Here is a 22616-nt window from a genome sequence, read left to right as displayed (position 1 = left end):
TCGCACACCCCCGTAGGGGTGCACCAACGACTAGCGCGCTGGAGTACTCATGACTTTCTTCGAATCGATCACCACAGTCTTTCGTAAGTACGCGGATTTCACCGGTGTCGCAAGCCGCCCCGAGTACTGGTGGTTCGCGCTGTTCTCGTTCATCACGACGTCGATTGCTGCCTCGCTTGACCCCTCGGCGAGCAGCGAAATGGGCAACTATGGATTCTCTGTCGGTCTGAGTAGTGCGTGGTCGCTCACCCTTCTTGTTCCACAGCTTGCCGTCGCAGTGCGTAGGTTGCGCGATACCGGCCGCCATTGGACCAACCTCTTCTGGATCCTCGTTCCGATCGCCGGTGTCATCGTTCTCATCGTGTTCCTGACCCAGCCGAGCATCCACCAGCAGCCAGCCACTCCCCCTGAGCCCACAGCGACTCCATAAGGGTTTCATAGGAACCACCGCCACCATGGCATTTTTGCCGCGGCCTCTTCGCTTCCGGTCCCTCGCGGCGGCCGGCACGGCGCTCGCCACGTGGGCGGCGTCCACATAGCCAAGATGCCAACCGAGAACGCGGCAATCGCGAACGTGCGCACCGTTGCAAAACGGATTGTCACGATCCAGAAATATGAAATAGGGATCATTGACCAACTTGTTGCGACGACCTCTACCTAGGCGCCCAAAATTCTGCTCTGGACCGCTACGCTCCTCGGTGCCACACTCGATTTATGAGCAGAATGATTTTTCCGAACATCGCCGTTAGCGACTTAGAGCAAGCTAAGGCTTTCTACACCGCACTCGGTTTTGCGCTAAACGAGGAATTCACTGACGAGAACGCGGCCTGCGCAGTTGTAGACGAGAACATCTTTTTGATGCTCCTCTCCCCCAGCTTTGCTGCTGAGCACGAGCTCTTCCCCACCACAGCAACACCCGCAATGTCCCTTGCTTTCAGCGCGGCAGACAGAGCAGAGGTCGACACCTTTTTTGAGAATGCCATCGCCGCGGGCGCACAGCCTCGACGCGACACAATTGATCTCGGTTTCATGTATTCGCGCGGAGTAAGCGACCCTGACGGTCATCAGCTCGATTTTGTGTGGATGGACATGTCTGCGGTGCCCGAATAGAAACTGTCAGGGTGTGACCTTCGCAGCCACGTCACGTCACGTCACGTCACGTCAATATTCTCGGCTTTAGCTAATCTGGGTAGATGAACGCGTGCCCGTGCCAATCGTCCGAGACCTACGACGAGTGTTGCGGCCGCTTCCATCGCGGTGAGGCACTCGCTCCCACTGCTGAACGCCTCATGCGCTCGCGGTACAGCGCCTACTCTGTCGGCGACACCGCCTATCTGCTGAAGACGTGGCATCCGTCTACCCGTCCCGCAGCGCTCGAACTTGATGCGGATGTGCGCTGGTTTCGACTCGACATCGTCTCGCGCACCGGTGGCAGCATGTTCGACACCACCGGCACCGTCGAGTTTCGCGCGCACTATCGGCACGATGGTGGAGCCGACCAGCAGCACGAGAACAGCAACTTTGTGCGCGAAAATGGCGCGTGGCTTTACGTTGACGCTATCTAATGAGTGAGAACCAAGGAGAACCGGTGAACTACATACTCTCGATCGATCAGGGCACCACCAGCACGCGCGCGATCATTTTTGATCACGACGGCAAACCGGTCACCTCGGGCCAGCTGGAGCACGATCAAATCTTCCCGAAAGCGGGCTGGGTCGAACACGACGCCACCCAAATTTGGAACAACACGCGCGAGGTCATCGGTCAAGCGCTCTCCAAGGCCAACATCACCCGCCACAGCATCGCCGCGGTCGGCATCACCAACCAGCGCGAAACGGCCATCATTTGGGACCGCGCCACCGGCAAGCCCGTGTACAACGCGATCGTCTGGCAAGACACCCGCACTCAGGCCATCATCGATCGCATCGCCGATGGCGACACCGACAAGTTCAAGAAGATCACCGGACTGCCCCTGGCGACGTATTTCTCGGCGTCCAAGATTGTGTGGATGCTCGACAACGTCGACGGAGTTCGCGAGCGTGCCGAGGCGGGCGAGCTCGCCTTCGGAACCCCCGACACGTGGGTGCTGTGGAACCTCACCGGCGGCCCCGACGGCGGAGTGCACGCCACGGACGTCACCAACGCGAGTCGCACGCTGCTGATGGATCTCGAGTCGCGCACGTGGAGCGAAGATATTCTCGCCGAACTGGGCATTCCGGCTTCGCTGATGCCCGACATCCGCAGCTCATCTGAGGTGTACGGCACCGTTTCGACCTCGAGTCTGCTGCGCGAAGTTCCCGTCGCGGGCATTTTGGGCGACCAGCAGGCAGCAACTTTCGGGCAGGCTGCCTTCGAAGCTGGCGAATCGAAGAATACCTATGGCACCGGAAACTTCCTCATCACGAACACCGGCACCGACATCGTGCACTCCGACAACGGACTCATCACGACGCTCGCCTACCAACTCGGTGACGACGCACCCCGCTACGCGATCGAAGGCTCGATTGCCGTAACGGGCTCACTCATCCAGTGGCTGCGGGACAACCTCGGCATCATTTCTCGTTCCGAAGAGGTCGAAACTCTTGCCGCGTCAGTCGACGACAATGGCGGCGTTTACTTCGTGCCTGCGTTCTCTGGTCTCTTTGCGCCTCACTGGCGTCCGGATGCTCGGGGAGCGATTCTCGGCCTCACTCGTTTTGCGAACAAGGGTCACATTGCTCGCGCCGCGCTCGAAGCCACCGCGTTCCAAACGAGCGACGTGATCGAAGCAGCCAATGCGGATGCCGACGTCGCGATGACGGAGCTGCGAGTGGATGGCGGCATGGTCGCCAACTCCGCGCTCATGCAATTTCAAGCGGACATCCTCAACATGCCGGTCGTTCGCCCCGAAGTCGCAGAGACCACGGCACTCGGTGCTGCATACGCAGCCGGCCTCGCCGTCGACTACTGGAGCGGGCTTGATGAGCTGCGCGATCGCTGGAACGAAGGCGAACGCTGGGAGCCTCAGATGGATGCTGCCGAGCGTGAGCGCCTCATCCGCAACTGGAAAAAGGCCATCACTAAGACGCTCGACTGGGTCAACGAAGACACCGATTAGGCGGCTCGCTCGCCTAGCGATTAGTCGCGGCGACCCATTCGTCGAGCTTGGCGCTCGCGCGACCGGAGTCGACGATGTCTTCGGCGCGCTCAAGCTGTTCGCGCAGTCGCTGCACGAGCGGGCGCCGGCTTTGATCGGCATCCTTCGCGAGTTCGAATGAGGCCAGTCCAGCGGCTGCGTTGAGCAAGACAACATCGCGCGCCGGAGACTTCTCACCCGCCAGAATCGAGCGAATCACCTGAGCGTTGTACTCCGGGTCCTTGCCCAAGAGTGCTTCGATCGGCGCGCGCGGGATGCCGAGCTCAAGCGGGTCGAGGTCGTGCTCGGTCACAGAACCGCGCGACACTTCCCACACGTGGCTGTGACCAGTCGTCGTCAACTTGTCGATTCCATCGTCGCCTCGGTAAACGAGCGCCGTTGCTCCGCGCGTTTGGAACACCCCCACGAGCAGGCTCACTCGCTCACGGCTACCGACGCCCACGGCCGAGGCCTGCGGGCGAGCGGGGTTGCACAGCGGACCAAGAATGTTGAACAGAGTGGGAATGCCCATCTCACGTCGGGTCGGCCCCGCATGGGCAAAGCCCGGGTGGAAAAGAGCGGCGTAGACGAAAGTGATGCCCACTTCATCCAGCACTTCAGCGACGCGTTCCGGGGTGAGATCGAGCTTGAGTCCCAAAGCACTCAGAACATCGGATGCACCGCTCTTGCTACTCGCGCCACGATTGCCGTGCTTAATAACGGGAACGTCCCCCGCTGCCGCAATAACGGACGCAACCGAGGAAATGTTCAGCACAGCACCGTAGGGGTCGCCGCCGGTGCCCACGATGTCCAATGCCATCGGATCCACGGGCAGCGGCAGAGCACTCGCCAGCGCAGCATCGCGGAATCCAACAATCTCGTCGACTGTTTCGCCCTTGATTCGAAGCGCGATCAACATGGCGGCCAACTGAGCGGATGTCGCTTCACCGACCATCACAGAATTCATCGCCCAGGAGGCTTGGCTGATCGACAAATCCTTGCCGGAGACAAGCGTTGAAAGGATTTCTGGCCAAGTTGGGGATGCAGACATGAATGAAATTCTACCGATCCTGAGCCGACAGGCCGGAGATTGAAAAACTTACGCCGAGTTATCAGCCATAATAGATACGTGACCACAGCTGCCCTCAACCGCTCTCTTGGAGCCCAGTCTGTCCAGCGACCGAACACTGTTGCGGTCGGTACCATCGTTTGGCTCGGTAGCGAGGTGATGTTCTTCGCCGGCCTCTTCGCTATTTACTTCACGTTGAAGTCGACGTCCCCCGGATTGTGGGCGGAACAGACCGAAAAGCTCAACGTGCCATTCGCGACGACCATCACGATCATCCTCGTGCTCTCGTCCGTGACCTGCCAGTTCGGTGTCTTTGCCGCTGAGCGTATGCAAGTGAGCCGCACCGGTTCGCTGTTCGACATGCGCAAGTGGGGCATGACCGAGTGGTTCTTCATGACTTATGCCATGGGAGCCGTCTTCGTCACCGGCCAGGTCTGGGAGTACGCAACGCTCGTTTCCGAGCACGTCAGCCTGTCGAGCGATTCTTACGGCTCGGCCTTCTACATCACTACCGGGTTCCACGGACTCCACGTAGCTGGTGGCCTCATAGCCTTCCTGCTCGTGCTCGGTCGCGGCTTTGCCGTCAAGAAGTTCGGACACAAAGAGGCAACGACTGCAATCGTTGTTTCCTACTACTGGCACTTTGTCGACGTAGTGTGGATCGGCCTCTTCCTCATCATCTACGTGCTCAAATAAGAAACGGAATAGACGTAATGGCCTCACAGGCAGCTCGCGCGTCAGGCGGATCTCGATCCGCTGGGCGACGCCATCCCCTTGCGACTGTAGCCCTCCTGCTCGTCGGCCTCTTGGGAACGGGCGGTGCATATGCGCTGTTCACTTCCAGTGCAACGGCAGAGACCAGCGCATCCGCTGAAGCTCTCGTAGAAGAAGGCGGAAAGCTCTTCGCCGCAAACTGTGCAACGTGTCACGGTCTCGACCTTCAGGGAACGACTCAGGGCCCCACGCTTATCGGCGTCGGTGCGGCAGCAACCGACTTCCAGGTCGGAACCGGTCGTATGCCCATGGCAATTACCGGTCCGCAGGCTGAGGTTAAGCCGGTTCAGTTCACCGAAGAGCAGATTCAAGCTCTTTCTGTCTTCGTCGCAGCGCAGGGCCCCGGCCCCGCAATCCCCGCCGACATGTACCTCACCGGCAAGGACGACGTTTCTAACGGTGCTGAGCTCTTCCGCATCAACTGCGCAATGTGCCACAACGTTGCTGGTGCTGGTGGAGCGCTGACCGAGGGCAAGTACGCTCCGGCACTCTCCGGCGTCACCTCAAAGCACGTCTACGAAGCCATGCTTACCGGCCCGCAGAACATGCCCGTATTCAACGACGCGAACCTCACTCCGGAGGAAAAGGCAGACATCATCACGTACCTCAAGTACCTCGATGAGACTCCTTCCGTTGGTGGATTCACGCTTGGATCACTCGGCCCCGTTTCTGAGGGTCTGTTCATCTGGATCTTCGGCCTTGGCGCGATCGTGGCAATCACGGTCTGGCTCACGGCTAAGTCAAACTAGTTAGCGACCGCTTCACAGCGGACGGTTGAAGGGATAAGAATGGCAGACGACCACGGCGACACCGCCGGCAGCACGGCTGCGGGTAAGGACGTCGAGAAGCACGGCGCTCCTGCACACAGTGCAGGCACCGCCGTCGTCGCAAGTGACGAGGTGCCCAACCCTGGGTTCCTTCCGCATCGCCCACGCGTAACGGATCTCGACCCCAAGGTCGATAAGCAACAAGAGCGCCGTGTGTCACTGCTCTTCGCATTGTCGATCGTCGGAAGCATTCTCGCGGTAGTCGCGTATTTCGCTTTCCCGATCGAGCCTGGCAACATGCAGTCGGTTCGCAACAACACCCTCTTCCTCGGCTTGGGAATCACCCTCGGGCTGCTGGGAATCGGCATCGGTGCGGTTCACTGGTCGAAGGCATTGATGCAGGGTCACGACCTCGTAGAACAGCGTCACAGCACACGTGGCAGCGAAGAGACTCGTGCCAAGGCCATCGAAGTATTCACGCTGGGCAACAAGGACTCCGGCTTCGGTCGTCGCACCCTTCTTCGCAACACGCTTATCGGCGCGCTGGTTGTCACTCCACTCCCCGCTGTCGTGCTCTTCCGCGACCTCGCTCCTGCTGACGACCCGGTTGGTCTGCTCAAGCACACTTTCTGGGAAGAGGGCATGCGCCTGACGCGTGACCCCAGCGGAACCCCGATCAAGGCCTCTGACCTCACTATCGGCTCCGCATTCCAAGTCATTCCTGAAGGACTCAACGACTCCGAGCACCGCATCGAAGAGAAAGCTAAAGCTGCTGTTCTCCTCGTTCGCTTGAAGCCAGAAGACCTGCAGGTTTCCGAGGGCCGCGAAGATTGGAACTACGACGGAATCGTCGCTTACTCCAAGATCTGCACCCACGTCGGATGCCCCGTTGCACTGTACGAACAGCAGACGCACCACCTGCTGTGCCCGTGCCACCAATCACAGTTCGACATCAAGCGCGAAGCAGCCGTAATCTTCGGCCCAGCGAAGCGTCCACTTCCGCAATTGCCGATCACGGTCGACTCAGAGGGCTACCTCATCGCTAAGAGCGACTTTGAAGAGCCCGTCGGTCCAAGCTTCTGGGAGCGCCAGCTATGACAACCACCCCCACCCAGGACGCACAGCCCAAGACGCGCGGACAGCGTTTCACGGGAGCTGCAGCGAACTACATCGACGAACGCACCAGCATTTCTGGACTCGTCAAAGAGGTAGGTCGCAAGATCTTCCCCGACCACTGGTCGTTCATGCTCGGTGAAGTAGCGCTCTACAGCTTCGTCGTCATCCTGCTCTCGGGAACGTTCTTGACGTTCTTCTTCGAGGCGTCGATGGTTGAAGTTCATTACGAGGGCTCCTACGCACCGCTCAAGGGAATCGAGATGTCGGCGGCTATGGCCTCCACGCTCGATATCTCGTTTGACATCCGCGGTGGACTCCTCATGCGCCAGATTCACCACTGGGCAGCGTTGCTGTTCGTGGCCGCAATCGGTCTGCACATGCTTCGCGTTTACTTCACGGGAGCATTCCGCAAGCCGCGCGAGATCAACTGGTTCATCGGTTTCGTTCTCTTCATTCTCGCGATGGCTGAGGGCTTCACCGGCTACTCACTCCCCGATGACCTGCTTTCCGGTAACGGCCTGCGCATCATCGACGGAATGGTCAAGGGAATCCCCGTCATCGGAACATGGATCTCCTACCTTCTGTTCGGTGGAGAGTTCCCCGGCATCGACATCGTGAGCCGCCTCTACATCCTGCACATCATGCTGCTGCCCGCGCTGATCATCGCAGCAATCGGCGTTCACATGCTGCTGCTCGTGATCAACAAGCACACGCAGTTCGCTGGCCCCGGACGCACCAACGACAACGTCGTGGGCTCCCCCGTAATGCCTGGCTTCGCAGCCAAGGCTGGTGGATTCTTCTTCATCGTCTTCGGTGTCATCACGTTGATCGCATCCACGTTCTCAATCAACCCAGTCTGGAACTACGGGCCGTACGACCCCTCCCCTGTTTCTGCAGGTACTCAGCCTGACTGGTACATCGGGTTCGCCGACGGCGCGCTGCGACTCGTGCCGCCAGGGTGGGAAACCGAGTGGTTCGGCTTCACGTGGTCATTCAACATCATCGCTCCGCTGGTGATCTTGGGCCTCTTCATCGCAATCGTTGCCTTCTACCCCTTCATTGAAGCGTGGATCACCGGCGACAAGCGTGAGCACCACATTGCTGACCGCCCGCGTAACGCTCCGACCCGTACCGCTATCGGTGCAGCCGGCGTAACGTTCTACGCAGTCCTGTGGGCCGCCGCAAGTTCGGACTTGATAGCAACGCACTTCAAGCTATCGATCGAGGGAGTCATTCACTCCTGCCAGGCTCTGCTCATCTTTGGTCCGATCATCGCGTACTTCATCACGAAACGCGTCTGCCTCGGCCTGCAGAAGAAGGACCGCGAGATTGCTCTCCACGGCTACGAGTCAGGACGCATCGTTCGCCTGCCGCACGGTGAGTACATCGAAGTTCACGAGCAGCTCTCCGAGTACGAGCGCTGGAAACTCGTCAGCTACACGGACTACAAGCCGTTGATGATTCGCCCTAACGATCAGGGTCGCATCACCTTCGGACAGCGTCTGCGTGCTTCGGCTTCGCGTTGGTTCTTCGAAGACCGCATCGCTCCTGTGTCACAACAGGAGATCGAGCAGTCCAAGGACGAGCACCACTAAGGCTGCTCCCCCGTTCTAACCTGTGTGGGCCTCACCGAATTTCTTTCGGTGGGGCCCACACGGCGTTAACGGGATGATCGACAGCCAATCTAGCGGCCGCGGCAAACCTCAGGTGGCCCTATACCGAACCTGCGATCGCAGCACCGCGTGGCGCCTCTCAAACGGAACCAGCGAGCCTGCGAACCCCACACCGCAGTTCATATTGCGAACACGAAGACCACGGGCCCCGGACGGCCGCTTTCGCCGACTACCCTCTCACCTCAATACTCCAGCAAGAGTCCCCGTAGAGCCTCATCTGCACGACGCGCACGTTTGTCGGCTGCGCGAGAACAAGCGCTGCGGAACGAACAACCCCCGGCTCAACCACCTTCGCGCACACTAGGGCGTTGACTGGTCTACCCCGCTGGTTCCGGGTGGTCCCGGCTGCCCGACTAGCCCGTACTGCCCGGCTATCCCATTCTTCCGGCTATCCCATTCTTCCGGCTATCCCAAGCTCCCGGCTACACCAGACGTCCGGCAATCCCGTGCTTCCGGCAATCCCGTGCTTCCGGCAATCCCGTGCTTCCGGCTAGCCTGAGCTCTCCGGCTACACCGGGCTTCCGAAGCTTCGCTGGATAACGCAGGCTTCCTAGACTTCCCGAGCAGCGCAGGCCGCCCGGGCTGCCCAAGCCGCGAAGCCGCTCCCTCCCGCAGCCGCTAGAGCGCTGAGAGCATCGCGCGAGCGTCAAACCGCGCCGACGACGTTCAGGCCGAGTTCGCGGTCTCACTGTGAATAGGCGCGAGCGTGACGCACTAAGAACACCGCGACTCGTGCCGGAGCGTCGGAAGAGTCTCGCTCAGGCGGCGAGCACAGTGCATCTCGTGGAGGTGTATAAGGACTGCTGACGTCGCTCAGCAACTCGAGTTGGTCCCGCGTCGGGACGGTTACGTCACGGGATAACCCACGGCCTTATGGCGTGCAGATCTCCCGGGGAGATAGCAGAGGCGCAAATGGAGACTCCGATCGCACACGGCCCAGAGACTGTCCTCAGTCGCGAAGCACGCAGCGCGACCCGTGAAGATCAGAGTGGTTAGTCGAAGACACGCTTCAAGAAGTCGGCGGTCGACATGTAACCGATGCGCTCAAAGAAGTCTGCAGAACCACGGCTGGGAACAGTGAGCTGACGCACTCCCCGCTCGAGGCAGACGGCCTCTACCGCTTCAACGAGCCGAGTGCCGATACCGGTGCTTTGGACACTGCTATCCACTACCAGCTCTTGAAGTTGAGCTGAGCTGCCGTTGGTGTGGAGCAGGTGTGCGATGGTCGCAAAGGCGTAGCCGACAACCGCGCCAGCCGGCTGGGCTGCAACGAGCGTGAGGGTGGTCGCCCGATCGTCGACCGCATGAGCGAAAGCAGAATCGAACGCTGCGCGATCCGGGGCGTACTCGGTGCCCAGCTGCTTGAGCAGCTCAAATACCGAAGACGCGTCCTGAACAGTCGCGGGGCGAATCTGCGTCGCGTTAGTGAGCGAAGTATCCGCGGTAGTACTCATACGTCCACCCGACGAGGCTAACGACGAGAATTCCTCCGCCGATGAATGCGATCCATGGTCCGATCGCTACGCCCAAGAATACGAGCGAAGCAGCACCAGCGAGAACGATGGGCCACCAGCTCCAGGGGCTGAAGTGCCCCTGCTCGGCGTCGCCGTCTTCAATGTTGGCATCCAGGCGGTCTTCGGCCAGCTCAGCGCCCTGTGCCTTGTGAACCTTGTCGAGGTAGAAGGCAATCAGAGCCCAGAGCATTCCGCTCAGGAGAAGCGTGAGGGTACCGACCCACTCGACCTGCTGGTGAGCAGCATCGAGGAGCGACCATGCGGTGTACAGCCCGGCCAAGAGGAAGAAGAAGACCGTGAGAATCCAGTAGAGCTTGACGTTTGCATTCATCGGTTACTTCACTTTCTCATCTGCGAGGTCGTAAACGGGAGCTTCAGGAGCATCCTTGCCTGGACCAATTCCAACCGGGATTCCCGCTTCGGGGTGGTTCAAGTCAAATGCTGGGGACTCTGAACGGATCCGAGGGATAGACGTGAAGTTGTGACGAGGCGGCGGGCAGCTCGTTGCCCACTCGAGTGAACGTCCGTAGCCCCACGGGTCATTGACCGTGACCTTGGGCGCCTTGCGGGCCGTCACGTAGACGTTGTAGAGGAACGGGATCATCGAGATCGCGAGAACAAATGCACCGATCGTCGAGACCTGGTTCATCCACGTCACGCCATCTTCTTCAAGATAGGTGCGGTAACGACGCGGCAGCGCGACGACGCCAGCCCAGTGCTGGATGAGGAACGTCATGTGGAAGCCGATGAACAGCAACCAGAAGTGGATCTTTCCCAAGCTCTCGTTGAGCATCTTGCCGGTCCACTTGGGCCACCAGAAGTAGAACCCACTGAACATTGCGAATACAACGGTTCCGAAGACTACGTAGTGGAAGTGAGCTACGACGAAGTACGTGTCAGACACGTGGAAGTCGAGCGGCGGGCTAGCCAGGATGACACCCGTGAGTCCACCGAAGGTGAACGTCACGAGGAATCCGATAGCCCACAACATGGGAGTTTCGAAGGTGATCGAACCGCGCCACATTGTGCCGATCCAGTTGAAGATCTTCACACCCGTTGGCACCGCGATGAGCATTGTCATGAGCGAGAAGAACGGGAGAAGAACAGAACCGGTGACGTACATGTGGTGAGCCCACACCGTGACCGACAGCGCAGCAATCGAGATCGTCGCGTAGATGAGGGTGCTGTAACCGAAGATGGGCTTGCGACTGAAGACCGGGAATACTTCAGAGACGATTCCGAAGAACGGAAGCGCGATGATATACACCTCGGGGTGCCCGAAGAACCAGAAGAGATGCTGCCAGAGCAGAACCCCACCATTTGCCGGGTCATAGATATGACCGTCGAATACGCGATCCATGCCGAGGCCAAACATCGCTGCGGCCAGAACGGGGAACGCCATGAGGATCAGCAGCGACGTCACGAGGGTGTTCCACGTGAAGATCGGCATGCGGAACATGGTCATACCCGGAGCACGCATCGTAATGATCGTGGTAATGAAGTTGACGGCACCAAGAATGGTTCCGAAACCACTCATCGCGAGGCCGAAGACCCAGAGGTTTCCGCCAATTCCCGGCGAGAACGTAGTGCTCGACAGTGGTGCGTACGCGAACCAACCGAAGGATGCCGCACCCTGAGGGGTGAGGAATCCGGCGACCGCGATCAGCGAACCGAAGCTGTAGAGCCAGTAGGCGAACGCGTTCAGACGCGGGAACGCGACGTCAGGAGCACCGATCTGAAGCGGCATCAGAACGTTCGCGAAGCCGGCAAACAGTGGCGTAGCGAACATCAGCAGCATGATCGTGCCGTGCATCGTAAACAACTGGTTGTACTGCTCCCCAGTTGCAACAATCGAGAGACCCGGCTCAAAGAGCTGAGCACGGATGACCAGCGCCATTACACCGCCGAGAAGGAAGTAGAAGAATGACGTGATCAGGTACATGTACCCAATAGTTTTGTGGTCCGTCGAGGTGATCCAGTTCACCATGACGTTGCCCTTACGTTCGACGCTCATGAGCCCTATTCCTCGTCGCTGCTGCCGTTGCCGGGCAAGTTCTGGTTGACGTTGTATTCGAGTCCGATTTGACCCTCGAAGCCGGCGTCGCGCTGGCCCTCGATGTAGTCGTCGTACTCAGCCTGAGACACAACCTTGACGGTGAAGAGCATGAGCGAGTGGTACTCGCCACATAGCTCAGCGCACTTGCCCTGGTACGTGCCTTCCTTAGTGGGGATGAAGTACATGTAGTTGCTCTTGCCGGGGATCATGTCCTTCTTGTAAAGGAAGTCCACCACCCAGAAAGAGTGAACAACGTCGCGAGACTCAATCTTGATCTCGACCTTCTTGTCAACGGGAAGCACCAGCTGAGGAAGGTTGTCGACGTCAACAGTGCCGTCGGGGTTGAAGTCTGCCTGAACACCTGCGCTGTAGACGTTGTCGTCAACGTAGTTGAAGTCCCAAGCCCAACGCTTGCCGATGACCTCGATTGTTACGTCGGGGTTTACCTCGACGCGCTCGATGGCAGCCTGGTCACGCGCAGTGAATGCGAAGAACCCGATGACAAGGATCAGAGGCACGATCGTGTAGAACACTTCGATCGGCATGTTGTAGCGGAGCTGAACGGGTAGCCCGGTCTGTCCACGGCGACGGCGGTAAACAACAGCGGCCCAGATGATGAGGCCCCATGTGATGACACCCACCACGAGCAAGACGATCCACGATGTGACCCACAGCCCGATGATGCGGCTTGTGTGGTTAGTGGTTTCGGGATCTCCCGGGAGCCAGCCCTGCAACTGCTCTTGAGTACAGCCGGTCAGCACCAGCATCGTAACCAGAGCGAGTGGGATCGCTGCCCATCGAATTCGGCGGTTAGAGCGCACCTGTGACCTCTCGAAGAACACGGACTAATACCTTTCCAGTCTATACGCAGCGACAGGGGGTAATGATTACCGCCTCGCCCCGCACAAGCGAAAAGGTGCACCAAATCGGCGCACCTTCTCGCAAAATTGCTATGAAATTAGTGAAAACTGTCGCCGCAGGCGCAGCTGCCTTCGGCATTGGGGTTGTCGATAGTGAACCCCTGCTTCTCAATCGTGTCTTCGAAATCGATGCTCGCACCGTCGAGGTACGGAACGCTCATTTTGTCGACGACAACCTCGACACCGTCGCCGAAGTCTCGGCTGACGTCTCCGTCGAGGAAGCGCTCGTCGAAGTAGAGCTGATAGATGAGCCCTGAGCATCCGCCCGGCTGAACGGCCAAACGAAGACGCAAGTCATCGCGGCCCTCTTGCGACATGAGGCTACGCACCTTGTTCGAGGCAGCCTCGGTCAGCGCAACACCGTGGGTGTCAGTTTCAACAGCGGAATCAGTCATGACGTAATTCTACGCCCGCCGTTCCAACTTTGCGAGCAGCAACGCCTCCGTGAGGATGGCGCGCTTGAAAACCCCGAGGTGGAGCGACTCGTTCGGGCTGTGAGCGCGCGACTCTGGGTCTTCAACCCCGGTGACGAGAATCTGCGCCTCAGGAAAAACTTCGACGAGGTCTGAAATGAACGGGATTGATCCGCCGATCCCCGTCTCGAGAGGTTCGTTGCCCCAGGCCTCGTGCATTGCCGACTTGACGACTTCAACGGCCCATCCACTCGTGTCGACCAAGAACGGGCTGCCCTTGTCGACATCGGAGATCTCGAGGTGGGCGCCAAAGGGTGCGTTTGCTTCGAGATGGTCGCGAAGCGCTACGAATGCCTCCTCGGGATCTTGACCGGGTGCGATTCGGGCGCTCACCTTCACCGTTACGCTCGGCGTAAGAGTGTTGGATGCGTTCATCACGGTAGGAGCGTCGATGCCTGTCACCGTTACCGAGGGCTTGTCCCAGAGCCGGCTCAACACGGTTCCATCACCAATCGACGAAACGCCGTCGAGAAGTCCCGCTTCGTGGCGCAGCTTCTCTTCGCTGTACTCGGGGGTCTGCGATTCGCGACTAGTGAGTCCCTCCACCGCGACCGCGCCGTCTTCGCCATGAAGCGTCGCAAGCAGCTTGATTGCCGCGAGCATCGCATCCGGAACCGCTCCCCCAAACATGCCAGAGTGCGAGGCGTGCGCCAGAGTGGATACCTTGAGCTTGAACGTCACGTTACCGCGCAGTCCAACTGTCAGCGACGGGGTATTGATATCCCAGTTGTCCGAGTCGGCAACCACGATAACGTCGGCCGCAAGCTTCTCGCGGTTCTCCGTGATGAAGTTCGCGAACGAGCGAGAGCCAAACTCCTCTTCGCCCTCGAAGAACGCTACGAGACCGAGATCAAAGTCGGTTCCGACTGTCTCCACAAAAGCCCGAATCGCTGCGACGTGCGCCATGATTCCGGCCTTATCGTCAGCCGCACCACGGCCGTACAGGCGGTCGCCGCGCACTGTGGGCTCGAAGGGAGGCGAATCCCAGTCTTCATCGTGGCCAGGAGGCTGAACGTCGTGGTGGGCGTAGAGCAAGATCGTGGGCTTACCGTTCTTGGCCTTCCGAGTTGCCAAAACCGCGGGATGCCCCAGCGTGTCACCCTCGATCGGCGCTCGCGCAAGCTCGACGGTCTCGAAAACACCAATGCCCTCGATCAGCGCTTTGGCCGCTTCCGCGCTGCGCTTGACTTGGTCTGCGTCGAAGCCATCCCACGATACTGAGGGGATGCGAACGAGAGCCCCGAGCTCGGCAACGGTGGCCGGCAGAGCCGCTTCCACTGCCTCGGTAAGGGGAACGAGCAGAGGGTCGGGAGTCGTCGACGCTGACGTCGGCTGCGGCGTGTGAGTCATACGAGTAATCTTAGATCGACACCAACGCAAGGAACCCCGTGGCAAAAACATCTTCGACAGATAACACCCCCACTCCCGAGAACTCCGACGAACTCGACAGCGTCACCTCGGGCAAGGGACGCCCTACCCCCACTCGCAAGGAACGCGAAGCCGCAAACTTGCGCCCTCTCGTCTCCAATGACCGCAAAGAAGCGCGTCGCGCAGCTCGCACTCAAATGCAGGCAGAGCGCGAACGAGCCCGCATTGGAATGGCGAACGGCGAAGAAAAGTACCTTCCGATTCGTGACCGCGGACCGCAGAAGCGTTTCGTCCGTGACTACGTCGATGCGCGCTTCAACGTAGGCGAACTGCTGGTGCCGATGATGTTCGCTGTAATCATCATGACCTTCTTCCCGCAGCCCGAGGTGCAGGTCATCGGCCTCATGGCGCTGTGGGGCTTCTTCCTTGTCGCCACTCTCGACGCCGTACTGCTCGGACTTCGACTGCGCAAGAAGATCAACGAGAAGTTTGGCGAGTCTCGCGCCGAACGCGTCCGCTGGTACGCCGCAATGCGCTCTCTCCAGCTGCGCATCATGCGTCTTCCCAAGCCGCAGGTTAAGCGCGGCGAGTTCCCGGCCTAAGGTTCTTTCATTCGAACGGCGCCGCGCGTGAGAACCCTCGCGTGGTGCCGTTCAACGGCGTCGCCGTAGCGGGCGTCGTCGTAGCGAGGCGACCTCAGCGCTGCGCTGCTAGGCGCCCTCTGAACGCATCAGTTTCGCGAGCTTCGAGTTGATCGACCGCGCCCAGAACGGGCCGCGGTAGATGAACCCGGTGTAACCCTGCACGAGCGTGGCTCCTTCACGAAGCCGCTCGGCAACGTCTTCGGCGGTCTCGACTCCGCCGACGGAGATTACACAGAACTCTGAGGGCACGACCGCCCGGATGATGCGAAGCAGTTCGAGAGAACGCGCCGCGACCGGCTTGCCCGATACTCCCCCGGCCCCGGCGGCGGCGACCGTCTCGGCGGGCGTTGAGAGACCTTCACGGGAGAGCGTCGTGTTCGTCGCGATGATGCCATCGAGTTCGTCGACAGCGAGACGCGCGATCGCGCGAGCTTCGTCGTCCGTCACGTCGGGAGCGATCTTTACGAGAACCGGTGTTTGGCCCGCCGCCGACTTAACTGCGGTGAGCAAAGGCTTGAGCTTGTCGATCTCTTGGAGCCCTCGGAGACCGGGCGTGTTGGGTGAGCTGACGTTGACGACGAGATAGTCAGCAAGCGGCGCTAATGCCCGAGCACTCGTGAGGTAGTCCGCCACCGCATCGTCGACCGCGACCACTCGCGACTTGCCGATGTTGACACCAATGATTGGTCGGCCTGCTCGGCGACGAGCACGCTCGATCACGTGGGCGGCTCGAATCGCTCCGGCGTTATTGAAGCCCATACGGTTGATGACGCCACGATCTGCCACGAGACGGAACAGGCGAGGCTTCGGGTTACCCGGTTGCGGCAACGCCGTGATCGTGCCGACCTCCACGTGGCTGAAGCCCAGCTGACCCAGCCCCTGAATACCCACACCAGATTTGTCGAACCCGGCAGCGACACCAAAAGGCGAGTCGAAGGTAAGCCCCAGAGTCTCTACGCGCAAAGAGGGATCAACCGGACGCTGCAACAGCTTTCCCACGCCAACTACGGGCAGCGCACGAATCACTGAGAACGCCAACGAGTGCGCGAACTCTGGATCGAGTCGCTTGAGAACAGTGCGGAAGAAAATGTCGTACATGGCTAACGGTGCTCTCAGCGGTAGAAGGTGGGGAGAATCAACAAGTCACCGTGGCGACTACGAAGCGGTGCCGTGGTCGAGACGAAGTTGGTTGATTGCGGCGTCAAAGTCGTCGAGCGAGTCAAACGCTTGATAGACGCTAGCGAAACGGAGGTACGCGACCTCATCGAGATCACGCAACGGCGAAAGAATCGCGAGACCAATCTCATTGGCGTCGATCTGAGCCGCACCCGTTGCGCGAATCGCTTCTTCGACCTTCTGGGCGAGCACGGCCAAATCGGTATCGGTGACAGGGCGCCCCTGGCACGCTTTGCGTACGCCACTGACGATCTTCTCGCGACTAAATGATTCCACGACGCCGTTGCGCTTGATCACGTTCAACGATGCGGTCTCGGTGGTGGAGAAACGGCGGCCACACTCGGGGCACTGGCGACGACGACGAATCGAAAGGCCGTCGTCACTGGTTCGTGAGTCGACAACCCTGCTGTCAGGATGCCTGCAAAAAGGGCAATACATAGTTCCTCAAGAGTACCCGGTTAGCGATCGGTGAACCGCTTACTCACAGCCGAGCCGTGAGCCGGGAGATCCTCAGCGGTACTGAGCGCCACGATGTGGGGCTCAAGCGCACGCAAAGCGTCGTGGCTGTAGCGAATAACCTGCTGCGGACGCAGGAACGTGTACGCGCCGAGGCCGGATGAGAAGCGCGACTGGCCACCGGTAGGGAGTACGTGATTCGAGCCGGCGAGGTAATCGCCCAAACTGACGGGTGACTGGTCACCGAGGAAGATTGCTCCGGCGTTATCGATCATGTCGAGTACCGCCCCCGATTCTTCCGTCTGGATTTCGAGGTGCTCGGGACCGTAAGCGTTACTGAGCGCAGCAGCGGCAGCCATGTCGCTAACCAAAACAATCGCCGATTGCTGCCCGTCGAGAGCCACGGAGGCGCGCTGAGAGTGCGGCGTTGCGGCCAGCTGTTCAGCAAGGTGCGTTCGCACGGCATCCGCTAGTTCTTCGGAATCGGTGACGAGAACGGCAGCGGCAAGCTCATCGTGCTCTGCCTGGCTCAGTAAGTCTGCAGCGACGAGGCGGGGATCGGCCGAGCCGTCCGCAATGATCAAGATCTCGGTGGGACCAGCTTCGGAGTCGATGCCGACTACACCACGCACGGCACGCTTGGCTGCGGCAACGTACACGTTGCCCGGGCCCGTAATGATGTCAACGGGGTCGAGACCAAGCTCCTGAACGCCGTAGGCGAAGGCACCAATAGCACCCGCGCCACCCATGGCATAAACCTCGTCCACGCCGAGCAGACCGGCCGCACCCAAAATCGTGGGGTGCACTGCTCCCCCGAAACTACGCTGCGGCGGGGAGGCTAAGGCGACCGATGAAACGCCAGCGATCTGGGCAGGAACGACATTCATGATCACGCTCGAGGGATAAACAGCCTTGCCACCGGGTACGTAAAGACCCACACGGTTGACCGGCTGCCAGCGCTGAACAATCTCTGCCCCGTCGCCCAGCTGCGTCATCATGGGCGGCGGCACTTGGGCCTTGCTCGCCGTGCGCACACGGTCAATCGCCAGCTCGAGGGCCTCGCGAACGGATGGCTCAAGGGCACGAGTTGCTCGAGTGATCTCGTCGGCGTGAATTCGTACGCGCGCAGGAAGAACGCCGTCAAGGCGCTCGGCCTGGTCAAGAAGAGCTTGCTCGCCGTGCTCCCTCACATCGTTGATGAGCTGGATCGCAGCGGCAGAGGCCACCGACACATCCATTTGGGCACGCGGGATGACACGAGAGAGTTCCGCACGGCTCAGAGCAGCGGACCGGAGATCAATAGTATTCAGCGACATGGCTTGACCATGCTAGTTCTTTCTCTGCTTGGAATTCGCCTTGGGCAATTAGGGTTGAGGTGAGCATATGGATAATTCAGACGTAGCAAACGGAATCGACGCCTTCAAGGTTGCCTTCAGGCGCCATGCCGCGGGTGTTGCCGCCATCACATCAGTCGCCCCGGACGGTCACCCGGTGGGGTTCACCGCGACCTCTCTTGCGTCGCTCGCAGCCGTGCCACCCATGGCGACGTTCAACATGGCGCAAGTGTCGAGCTCGTGGCCCGCAATCACTGTCGGGAACCAGATCGCTATCCACATGCTGGGCCCCCACAGCCGCCACCTTGCCGAAACTATGGCCGCCGACCACGACCTACGATTCGTGGGAGACCACTGGAAGCCCACCGAGAGCGGACTCCCCCTGCTGGAAGGCGCGACCGCAGTCATGATCGGGCGCATCGTTGACGTGCATCCGGTGCACAACAACGCCGTTGTTGTAGTCGAGATCGAGCATGGCATCCTCGGCGACGAAGACGAAGCACTGCTGTACCACGAGCGCACCTATATGCGGCCGATAGAGCTGGAGCACGAATCGCCTAGCGTCTAGCTACCGGAAGCAGTCGCGCCCCGGTGGCCACGATTGAGCGGACTACCGAAGTAGTCCGCAATCAGCCGAGCGAACCCGGCCCCAGCAGAGACTTCACTTCGCCATAGAGATCAGCGGAGACCTTTACTCGGTATGGGAGTTCGAACACCCGCGCGACATCGCCGCGAACGAGGCGCAAGCGCACTTCGACATCACCAGCGTGCCGGATGAGAACCTCGCCTAAGCCCGACACAACATCCGTCGTTGCCCGTTGTTCTTTCACCGTGAGCACGATCGGCCCCGAGCCCAAGCTGGGCCCTAGATCAGGCGAGAACATACTCACGGCGTGAAGGTTCATGCCGTCGTCACGTGCGCTCGCTCGACCGCGCACCACGACGATGGAGTCATTGACTAGCCCAGGTGCAAATTCTTGATACGTCTTGCCCAAGAACATAACGTCGATCTCGCCCGCAAAGTCTTCTACCGTGACGATGCCGTACTGATTTCCGCTGTTGCGGGCAACTCGATGTTGCACGCTCGTCACGAGACCAGCAATGGAAACGTGCTCGCCATCGGCGACCGCGTCCCCCGACAACACCTCGGTGATCGTAAAGTCCTGATGCTTGGCAAGCTGAAGCTCGAGGCCGGACAGCGGATGATCGGAGACATAGAGCCCGAGCATCTCGCGCTCGAAGGCCAGCTTGTCGCGTTTCGACCATTCCGGGCGGTCAGGATCACCGTCGTCATCCTCGTCGAAATCGAAGATTCCCCCGAAGAGATCAACTTGACCGTTCGCCTCATTGCGCTTGAGGCTCACCGCGGAGTCGCAAGCACCCTCGTGAATTTCGAGCAATCCGCGGCGCGTTGCGCCCAAGGAGTCGAACGCTCCCGACTTGATCAAGGACTCCACGGTGCGCTTGTTGGCGACCTGAATCGATACCTTGCGCAAGAAATCATGGAACGACTCGAAACGACCCTTTTCGGTGCGCGCGCGCACAATCTGCTCCACGACGGCGGCACCGACGTTACGCACTGCACCGAGGCCGAAGCGGATGTCGCCGGCGACGGCGGTGAAGTTGACGGTCGACTCATTGACGTCTGGCGCCAGCACCTTGATGCCCATGCGCCGACACTCGCTCAAGTACATACCGAGTTTGTCTTTGGAGTCGCCGACGCTGGTGAGAAGCGCCGCCATATATTCGGCCGGGTAGTTGGCCTTGAGATAGGCAGTCCAATAGCTGAGAACGCCGTAGCCCGCACTGTGCGCCTTGTTGAAGGCGTAGTCGGCGAACGGCATGAGCGTTTCCCACAGCACCTTGACGGCTTCTTTGCTGTAGCCGTTGTTTTGCATGCCGGCTTCGAAGCCGAGGAACTGCTTGTCGAGCTCTTCCTTCTTCTTCTTACCCATGGCGCGGCGCAGAACGTCGGCTTGACCGAGGCTGAAGCCAGCAACCTTTTGGGCAACCGACATCACTTGTTCTTGGTACACGATCAGGCCGAATGTTGTGCCAAGAATCTCGCGCAGGGGCTCTTCAAGCTCGGAGTGAATGGCATCGATGCCTTCAAGACCGTTCTTACGAAGCGCGTACTTGGTGTGCGAGTTCATTCCCATGGGACCTGGACGGTACAGGGCAATTACCGCAGAAATATCTTCGAAGTTGGTGGGTTTCAGTTGCTTGAGCAGGGCACGCATTGGCCCGCCGTCGAGCTGGAATACGCCGAGGGTGTCTCCTCGCGCAAGCAAGTCATAGGTCTTTTGGTCCGCATCCAGATCGAGATCTTCGATGATGAGCGGGGACCCGGTATTGGCCTCAATCATCTTGAGCGCATCTTCAATAACCGTGAGGTTTCGAAGACCCAAGAAGTCCATCTTGATCAGGCCAAGGCTCTCCAGCGGTGGCTGGTCGAACTGAGTGATGATCGCGCCATCATCTTCTCGGCGCATGATCGGCAGCACATCGAGCAGTGGCTCAGCCGAGAGGACTACACCGGCGGCGTGAACTCCCCATTGGCGTTTCAGCCCCTCAAGGCCAACAGCGGTCTCGAACACTTTCGCGGCTTCGTGATCAGTATCAACAATGCCCCGGATGTCGGCGGCCTCTTTGTACCGCGCAGCGTCCTTGTTGCGCACATCACCGAGCGAAATATCTTTACCCATGATGGCCGGAGGCATCGCCTTGGTGAGCTTCTCGCCCACCGAATACGGCATACCCAGCACGCGCGCCGAGTCTTTCAGCGCTTGCTTGGCCTTAATCGTTCCATACGTGACAATTTGAGCTACTCGGTCGTCGCCGTACTTATCGGTGACGTAGCGAATCACTTCACCGCGTCGGCGATCGTCGAAGTCGACGTCGACATCGGGCATCGAGACACGTTCAGGGTTGAGGAACCGCTCGAAAATCAAGCCGTGCGCGAGCGGGTCAAGTTCGGTGATCCCGACCGCATAGGAGGCCATGGAACCGGCAGCGGAGCCACGACCAGGTCCCACACGGATACCCTGCGACTTGGCCCACTGGATGAAGTCGGCAACCACGAGGAAGTAGCCGGGGAAGCCCATCTGCTGAATAACATCGACTTCGTACTTGGCTTGCGCCAAATGCGCTTCGGATGGCGCGTTGTTGAAGCGCTTATTCATGCCGCGCGCGACTTCTTTTTCAAACCAGGTCGCTTCGGTCTCCCCTTCGGGAACCGGGAAGCGCGGCATCAAGTCACGGCCTTCAAAGTTAATCTCGCTGCGCTCAGCGATCAACAGAGTGTTGTTACACGCCTCGGGATGCTCGCGAAACAACGAACGCATTTCTGCTGCCGACTTGAGGTAGAACTCGTTGGAGTCGAACTTGAAACGGTTGGGGTCGTCAAGCGTTGAGGCCGACTGTACACACAGCAGCGCTGCGTGAGCGGTGGCATCGTGAGCATGCGTGTAGTGCAGGTCGTTGGTGGCCAGCAACGGCATATCGAGCTCTTTAGCGAGCTTGATGAGATCGAGCATCGTGCGTCGCTCAATGTCGATGCCGTGATCCATGACTTCGGCAAAGAAGTTCTCTTTGCCGAAGATATCTTGGAACTCAGCGGCCGCTTGACGCGCCTCGTCGTAGAGCCCCAAGCGGAGTTTGGTTTGCACCTCGCCACCGACGCAACCCGTGGTGGCGATGATGCCCTTGGAGTACTGACTCAGCAGTTCACGGTCCATACGGGGCTTGAAATAGAAACCCTCGATGGAGGCGCGCGACGAGAGACGGAAGAGGTTATGCATTCCCTCGTTGTTTTGAGAAAGCAACGTCATGTGGGTGTAGGCACCGCTACCACCAACATCGTCGCGAGCTTGGTCGCTACGACCCCAACGAACTCGGGTCTTATCGCCGCGTGCCGTACCCGGTGTTACGTAGGCTTCCGTACCGATAATCGGCTTGATACCTTTGGCCGTTGCCTGTTTCCAGAAGTCGTAGGCGCCGAACATGTTGCCATGGTCGGTGATTGCAATTGCAGGCATTCCCTGCTCGACAGCGGCATCCAACAGCGGTCCGACGCGGGCAGCGCCGTCGAGCATCGAGTACTCACTGTGAACGTGCAAATGCACAAACGAGTCGTTATTAGCAGCCACAGACACTCCGAAT

At 59.6% G+C, this 22616-nt stretch carries 21 protein-coding genes; 10 read left to right on the top strand and 11 right to left on the bottom strand.

Features of this window, described 5'->3' with window-relative positions; genetic code table 11:
* Positions 1-49 precede the first annotated feature (49 nt).
* The 4 genes from ACWTV1_RS00765 (at position 50) to glpK (ending at position 3097) form a co-directional block, all read left to right on the top strand.
* Positions 50-430 (top strand): DUF805 domain-containing protein, encoded by a 381-nt coding sequence (locus tag ACWTV1_RS00765; protein WP_498503737.1) that lies wholly within the window; start codon positions 50-52, stop codon positions 428-430.
* A 284-nt stretch (positions 431-714) separates the two neighbouring features.
* A complete protein-coding gene (locus ACWTV1_RS00760; RefSeq protein ID WP_498503736.1) occupies positions 715-1110 on the top strand; it encodes a VOC family protein in 396 nt (131 codons plus the stop codon).
* An 83-nt stretch (positions 1111-1193) separates the two neighbouring features.
* Positions 1194-1565: a YchJ family protein gene (locus ACWTV1_RS00755; RefSeq protein WP_100389059.1), complete on the top strand. Its 372-nt coding sequence runs from the start codon at positions 1194-1196 to the stop codon at positions 1563-1565.
* Positions 1566-1588: 23 nt separating this feature from the next.
* Positions 1589-3097 (top strand): glycerol kinase GlpK, encoded by a 1509-nt coding sequence (glpK, locus tag ACWTV1_RS00750; protein WP_498503735.1) that lies wholly within the window; start codon positions 1589-1591, stop codon positions 3095-3097.
* A gap of 13 nt (positions 3098-3110) precedes the next feature.
* On the opposite strand, the gene trpD is transcribed toward glpK, so the two are convergent.
* A complete protein-coding gene (gene trpD / locus ACWTV1_RS00745; RefSeq protein WP_341620018.1) occupies positions 3111-4166 on the bottom strand; it encodes an anthranilate phosphoribosyltransferase in 1056 nt (351 codons plus the stop codon).
* A 78-nt stretch (positions 4167-4244) separates the two neighbouring features.
* Here trpD and ctaE point away from each other — a divergent pair, with 78 nt between their 5' ends.
* Genes ctaE through qcrB form a run of 4 tightly spaced genes read left to right on the top strand, consistent with a single transcriptional unit; the run spans position 4245 to position 8436 of the window.
* Positions 4245-4880 (top strand): aa3-type cytochrome oxidase subunit III, encoded by a 636-nt coding sequence (gene ctaE, locus ACWTV1_RS00740; RefSeq protein ID WP_100389062.1) that lies wholly within the window; start codon positions 4245-4247, stop codon positions 4878-4880.
* Positions 4881-4897: 17 nt separating this feature from the next.
* Entirely contained in the window at positions 4898-5707 is an 810-nt protein-coding gene (qcrC, locus tag ACWTV1_RS00735; RefSeq protein ID WP_341620019.1) for a cytochrome bc1 complex diheme cytochrome c subunit, read from the top strand.
* Between the two features lie 39 nt (positions 5708-5746).
* Complete coding sequence (gene qcrA, locus ACWTV1_RS00730; RefSeq protein ID WP_341620020.1) at positions 5747-6823, top strand: cytochrome bc1 complex Rieske iron-sulfur subunit; 1077 nt, start codon at positions 5747-5749, stop codon at positions 6821-6823.
* Positions 6820-8436, top strand: a complete 1617-nt coding sequence (gene qcrB, locus ACWTV1_RS00725) for a cytochrome bc1 complex cytochrome b subunit (protein ID WP_498503734.1) — start codon at positions 6820-6822, stop codon at positions 8434-8436. Before qcrA ends, qcrB begins: the two co-directional genes overlap by 4 nt.
* Positions 8437-9506: 1070 nt before the next feature.
* Here the strand turns inward: qcrB and ACWTV1_RS00720 are convergent.
* The 6 genes from ACWTV1_RS00720 to ACWTV1_RS00695 form a co-directional block, all read right to left on the bottom strand.
* Positions 9507-9968, bottom strand: a complete 462-nt coding sequence (locus tag ACWTV1_RS00720) for a GNAT family N-acetyltransferase (RefSeq protein ID WP_498503733.1) — start codon at positions 9966-9968, stop codon at positions 9507-9509.
* On the bottom strand, positions 9937-10359 hold the full coding sequence (locus tag ACWTV1_RS00715) for a cytochrome c oxidase subunit 4 (protein WP_498503732.1): 423 nt from the start codon (positions 10357-10359) through the stop codon (positions 9937-9939). The genes ACWTV1_RS00720 and ACWTV1_RS00715 overlap by 32 nt, the downstream gene beginning before the upstream one ends.
* Positions 10360-10362: 3 nt before the next feature.
* Entirely contained in the window at positions 10363-12042 is a 1680-nt protein-coding gene (gene ctaD, locus ACWTV1_RS00710; protein ID WP_498503731.1) for an aa3-type cytochrome oxidase subunit I, read from the bottom strand.
* A 5-nt stretch (positions 12043-12047) separates the two neighbouring features.
* Positions 12048-12905 carry an aa3-type cytochrome oxidase subunit II gene (gene ctaC, locus ACWTV1_RS00705; protein ID WP_498505011.1) on the bottom strand — a complete coding sequence of 286 codons (858 nt, stop codon included), beginning with the start codon at positions 12903-12905 and terminating at the stop codon, positions 12048-12050.
* Positions 12906-13042: 137 nt separating this feature from the next.
* Entirely contained in the window at positions 13043-13399 is a 357-nt protein-coding gene (locus tag ACWTV1_RS00700; protein ID WP_100389070.1) for a HesB/IscA family protein, read from the bottom strand.
* A 9-nt stretch (positions 13400-13408) separates the two neighbouring features.
* Positions 13409-14827 carry a dipeptidase gene (locus tag ACWTV1_RS00695; RefSeq protein ID WP_498503730.1) on the bottom strand — a complete coding sequence of 473 codons (1419 nt, stop codon included), beginning with the start codon at positions 14825-14827 and terminating at the stop codon, positions 13409-13411.
* A gap of 38 nt (positions 14828-14865) precedes the next feature.
* Between ACWTV1_RS00695 and ACWTV1_RS00690 the strand changes: the two genes are divergently transcribed.
* Positions 14866-15447 carry a DUF3043 domain-containing protein gene (locus ACWTV1_RS00690; protein WP_498503729.1) on the top strand — a complete coding sequence of 194 codons (582 nt, stop codon included), beginning with the start codon at positions 14866-14868 and terminating at the stop codon, positions 15445-15447.
* Positions 15448-15555: 108 nt separating this feature from the next.
* Here the strand turns inward: ACWTV1_RS00690 and ACWTV1_RS00685 are convergent, their stop codons facing one another.
* Genes ACWTV1_RS00685 through hisD form a run of 3 tightly spaced genes read right to left on the bottom strand, consistent with a single transcriptional unit; the run spans position 15556 to position 18437 of the window.
* Entirely contained in the window at positions 15556-16587 is a 1032-nt protein-coding gene (locus ACWTV1_RS00685; protein ID WP_498503728.1) for a quinone-dependent dihydroorotate dehydrogenase, read from the bottom strand.
* A gap of 57 nt (positions 16588-16644) precedes the next feature.
* Entirely contained in the window at positions 16645-17103 is a 459-nt protein-coding gene (nrdR, locus tag ACWTV1_RS00680) for a transcriptional regulator NrdR (protein WP_100389074.1), read from the bottom strand.
* Between the two features lie 20 nt (positions 17104-17123).
* Positions 17124-18437, bottom strand: a complete 1314-nt coding sequence (gene hisD, locus ACWTV1_RS00675) for a histidinol dehydrogenase (RefSeq protein WP_100389075.1) — start codon at positions 18435-18437, stop codon at positions 17124-17126.
* Positions 18438-18504: 67 nt separating this feature from the next.
* On the opposite strand from hisD, the gene ACWTV1_RS00670 reads away from it, so the two are divergent.
* A complete protein-coding gene (locus ACWTV1_RS00670) occupies positions 18505-19023 on the top strand; it encodes a flavin reductase family protein (RefSeq protein WP_498503727.1) in 519 nt (172 codons plus the stop codon).
* 61 nt (positions 19024-19084) lie between these two features.
* Here ACWTV1_RS00670 and dnaE read toward each other — a convergent pair whose 3' ends face one another.
* Positions 19085-22603 carry a DNA polymerase III subunit alpha gene (gene dnaE / locus ACWTV1_RS00665; protein ID WP_498503726.1) on the bottom strand — a complete coding sequence of 1173 codons (3519 nt, stop codon included), beginning with the start codon at positions 22601-22603 and terminating at the stop codon, positions 19085-19087.
* Positions 22604-22616 lie beyond the last annotated feature (13 nt).

This window comes from Salinibacterium sp. VpJ6 (assembly GCF_059767345.1).
This window is presented reverse-complemented; position numbering and strand designations above follow the sequence as displayed.

Bases quoted from the DNA above. Each gene is read 5' to 3' on its own strand.
- ACWTV1_RS00765 (WP_498503737.1), top strand. From the start codon at position 50: ATGACTTTCTTCGAATCGATCACCACAGTCTTTCGTAAGTACGCGGAT.
- ACWTV1_RS00760 (WP_498503736.1), top strand. From the start codon at position 715: ATGAGCAGAATGATTTTTCCGAACATCGCCGTTAGCGACTTAGAGCAA.
- ACWTV1_RS00755 (WP_100389059.1), top strand. From the start codon at position 1,194: ATGAACGCGTGCCCGTGCCAATCGTCCGAGACCTACGACGAGTGTTGC.
- trpD (WP_341620018.1), bottom strand. From the start codon at position 4,166: ATGTCTGCATCCCCAACTTGGCCAGAAATCCTTTCAACGCTTGTCTCC.
- qcrC (WP_341620019.1), top strand. From the start codon at position 4,898: ATGGCCTCACAGGCAGCTCGCGCGTCAGGCGGATCTCGATCCGCTGGG.
- qcrA (WP_341620020.1), top strand. From the start codon at position 5,747: ATGGCAGACGACCACGGCGACACCGCCGGCAGCACGGCTGCGGGTAAG.
- qcrB (WP_498503734.1), top strand. From the start codon at position 6,820: ATGACAACCACCCCCACCCAGGACGCACAGCCCAAGACGCGCGGACAG.
- ACWTV1_RS00720 (WP_498503733.1), bottom strand. From the start codon at position 9,968: ATGAGTACTACCGCGGATACTTCGCTCACTAACGCGACGCAGATTCGC.
- ACWTV1_RS00715 (WP_498503732.1), bottom strand. From the start codon at position 10,359: ATGAATGCAAACGTCAAGCTCTACTGGATTCTCACGGTCTTCTTCTTC.
- ctaD (WP_498503731.1), bottom strand. From the start codon at position 12,042: ATGAGCGTCGAACGTAAGGGCAACGTCATGGTGAACTGGATCACCTCG.
- ACWTV1_RS00700 (WP_100389070.1), bottom strand. From the start codon at position 13,399: ATGACTGATTCCGCTGTTGAAACTGACACCCACGGTGTTGCGCTGACC.
- ACWTV1_RS00695 (WP_498503730.1), bottom strand. From the start codon at position 14,827: ATGACTCACACGCCGCAGCCGACGTCAGCGTCGACGACTCCCGACCCT.
- ACWTV1_RS00685 (WP_498503728.1), bottom strand. From the start codon at position 16,587: ATGTACGACATTTTCTTCCGCACTGTTCTCAAGCGACTCGATCCAGAG.
- nrdR (WP_100389074.1), bottom strand. From the start codon at position 17,103: ATGTATTGCCCTTTTTGCAGGCATCCTGACAGCAGGGTTGTCGACTCA.
- hisD (WP_100389075.1), bottom strand. From the start codon at position 18,437: ATGTCGCTGAATACTATTGATCTCCGGTCCGCTGCTCTGAGCCGTGCG.
- ACWTV1_RS00670 (WP_498503727.1), top strand. From the start codon at position 18,505: ATGGATAATTCAGACGTAGCAAACGGAATCGACGCCTTCAAGGTTGCC.